1 protein-coding gene and 1 pseudogene are annotated in these 2502 nt (G+C 32.4%); one reads left to right on the top strand and one right to left on the bottom strand.

The window, feature by feature from the left end; genetic code table 11:
• The first annotated feature begins 352 nt into the window (after nucleotides 1-352).
• A pseudogene (locus VK90_RS29915) lies at nucleotides 353-1119 on the top strand (sulfotransferase family 2 domain-containing protein).
• A 92-nt stretch (nucleotides 1120-1211) separates the two neighbouring features.
• Here the strand turns inward: VK90_RS29915 and VK90_RS18105 are convergent.
• On the bottom strand, nucleotides 1212-2132 hold the full coding sequence (locus VK90_RS18105) for a DMT family transporter (protein WP_048374313.1): 921 nt from the start codon (nucleotides 2130-2132) through the stop codon (nucleotides 1212-1214).
• Nucleotides 2133-2502 lie beyond the last annotated feature (370 nt).

Here is a 2502-nt window from a genome sequence, read left to right as displayed (position 1 = left end):
TTTGCGACTTCCTTATGTTAACATTTTCATCTTTCAATGTCAACTAAGTTTTTTTTATTTCGTTTGTCGCTTTCTGCGTTGTTGCTATCGGCGACTTGTTTTATAATACACCTCTATATAATAATAGTCAATATTTCTTTTTCACTTTTTACAAAAAAATAAACATACGCTCATACCTCGTCTTTATTTTACATGCATATAATCAAGATAAAGTGAAACTTTAATCAGCGGAGAGGTTTAGCCATCACCAATCGGGCAGTTAATCTTCCAGCTAACTTCTTTGCTTCAGCCGAAGTTAGAGACAGGGGGCTTACCGCCGGTTAATGTGGGATAATTGAAAGGAGTGTAGAAATTGTTTGATCCTTCCTTATTACACATCATTAGTACTAATTCAAGAAACCCACACTATCATAGAAACTTTCCTCTCATTCTATTTTGGAGTCAAAAAAGTGGTTGCACTTCCCTTGCTAAGTGGTTTTTTTACCAGATTGATTTATTACAAACAACTTTAAACTATCCCCCCTTTATTCATAATATACAAAGGTACACCAGCCTATAATATATGGCTGAGTGTAGCATTACGAGATAAACAAAAGGAAACTTTTAAACTTGTTCGTAATCCATTTAGAGGAGCGGTCAGTTCTTTCGTGTCCTTAATCGCACCCCCTTATGTAGAAAGTACAGAATAGGAACCCATTCGAAAGTTTTTATATCAAAATGAAAATTCTCCTAAAGGAATCATTTTTATACTACCTATTCACTAAAGATACTCATGCAAATGATATTAACGCTCACTTTACACAACAATATATAGCAGGTGAAGAAGAGTATGTAGCCAATTATATATACTTAGAAAATTTCAATCAGGAAATAAAAGAATTAGAAAAGTGTTTCGAATTAAAACCTGCACCAATAAATGAGTTTTCAACATCATGGCATCATCAACCCCCTGCCATGATTTATAAAGGGAATTTCAGCGATGCCGATATTACTGATCCTTTATTCCCTCGCCATCCGACTTTTGAAAGCTTTTATGATAATGAATGTATACAGCTCGTCAAAACAATATTTCAAAAAGATTTCGATACATATAGATATAACAAAGAATATCCATACTGATTTTAATCTATTATCTTTGCTAACTATAAAAAAGATACCTCTTATATATATAAGGTATCTTTTTAACATTTAAACTATATTAAGCATACAGTTTAACAGTCACTACTATCCAAGGTATTACCCTTTAATAGATTACGTAATTTCTGCTTATCCGCCCATCCTACTCCTATTAAAACTAGACTTCCTCCGATTATTATCTTCCATGTTACAGATTCGTCTAATAGAACAATTGAAGTAACAATACTTATTAAAGGTAATGCATTTAAATATAATCCACTTACCGATGCCGAAATTCTCTCTAGTGCTTTATTCCAAAACCAATACGCTAAAATTGTTGCTCCTATAACGAGGTACATTACACTAAATCCTACTTTCCATGTGTCAATCTTCGGGAAACCGTAATAAAAGGTTTCTATCATTGCAAAAGGTAATAAGATAGCCATTCCAATAATTAAAGTTAACGTTGTAAAAACATTGTTTGACAAATGTCGTTCTTGTTTCGGACGTTTTAACAATATCGTGTAGAAAGCAAATAAAAAAGTACTCAATAAAATAAGTATATCTCCTATTAAAGACACCTCTTGATCGACGTTATTAGATGGAACCGTAATAAAGAGCACGCCTATAGCACCCAGTATAATTCCAATCCAATAATTCAGCTGAATTTTCTCTTTCAAAAAGAACGTTGAAAAAAGAATTGTAACTAACGGCAATGCAGCATCAATGATACTAACATGTAATCCACTTGTTAAAGAAATACCATAGGATGTGAACATAAAGTACCCAGCTACACCGGTAAAAGATAGTAAACTCATTCTTTTCCATGGAATATGTTTATGTACAACAGCTTTTTGTAGTTGGTTAAATGAGAAAAGCATACAAATTCCACCTGCAAAGAAAAGGCGAATAAATAACAAAGTAAACGGTTGAATAGATTCTAATGCCCATTTCGTTGGCGCAATGGCTGTCCCCCATAATATAACAGCCACTAATAACATGCATATTTCTTTCATAATTCCCCACACCCATCAAAAAATATATGTTAGCTACCTTAATTATAGATTTTTTCTTATGCAAAATCCCTTAAAACACATAACCTTTTCATATAAGATCAAAAACATTTTTGTTCATACAACAACTAAATCACTATAAAAAAGGTAATTCTTACCTTCGACTAATATTTAAACGTATTATTTTATAACCTTCTTATCACTTTATCATCCAAATTTTATTATATACAGCCTCTATCTCCTTCTTTTTTCCTCTTTAGGGTTATTACATTTATGGATTTTAACATTTGGTGAATGAAAATAAACACAAAAAAACCTAAGTCGAATCGACTTAGGTTTTTGCTTGGCAACGTCCTACTCTCACAGGGACAAG

Source organism: Bacillus sp. LK2 (genome assembly GCF_001043575.1).
GTDB classification, from domain to species: Bacteria; Bacillota; Bacilli; order Bacillales; family Bacillaceae_G; genus Bacillus_A; species Bacillus_A paramycoides.
This window is presented reverse-complemented; position numbering and strand designations above follow the sequence as displayed.

Bases quoted from the DNA above. Each gene is read 5' to 3' on its own strand.
- VK90_RS18105 (WP_048374313.1), bottom strand. From the start codon at position 2,132: ATGAAAGAAATATGCATGTTATTAGTGGCTGTTATATTATGGGGGACA.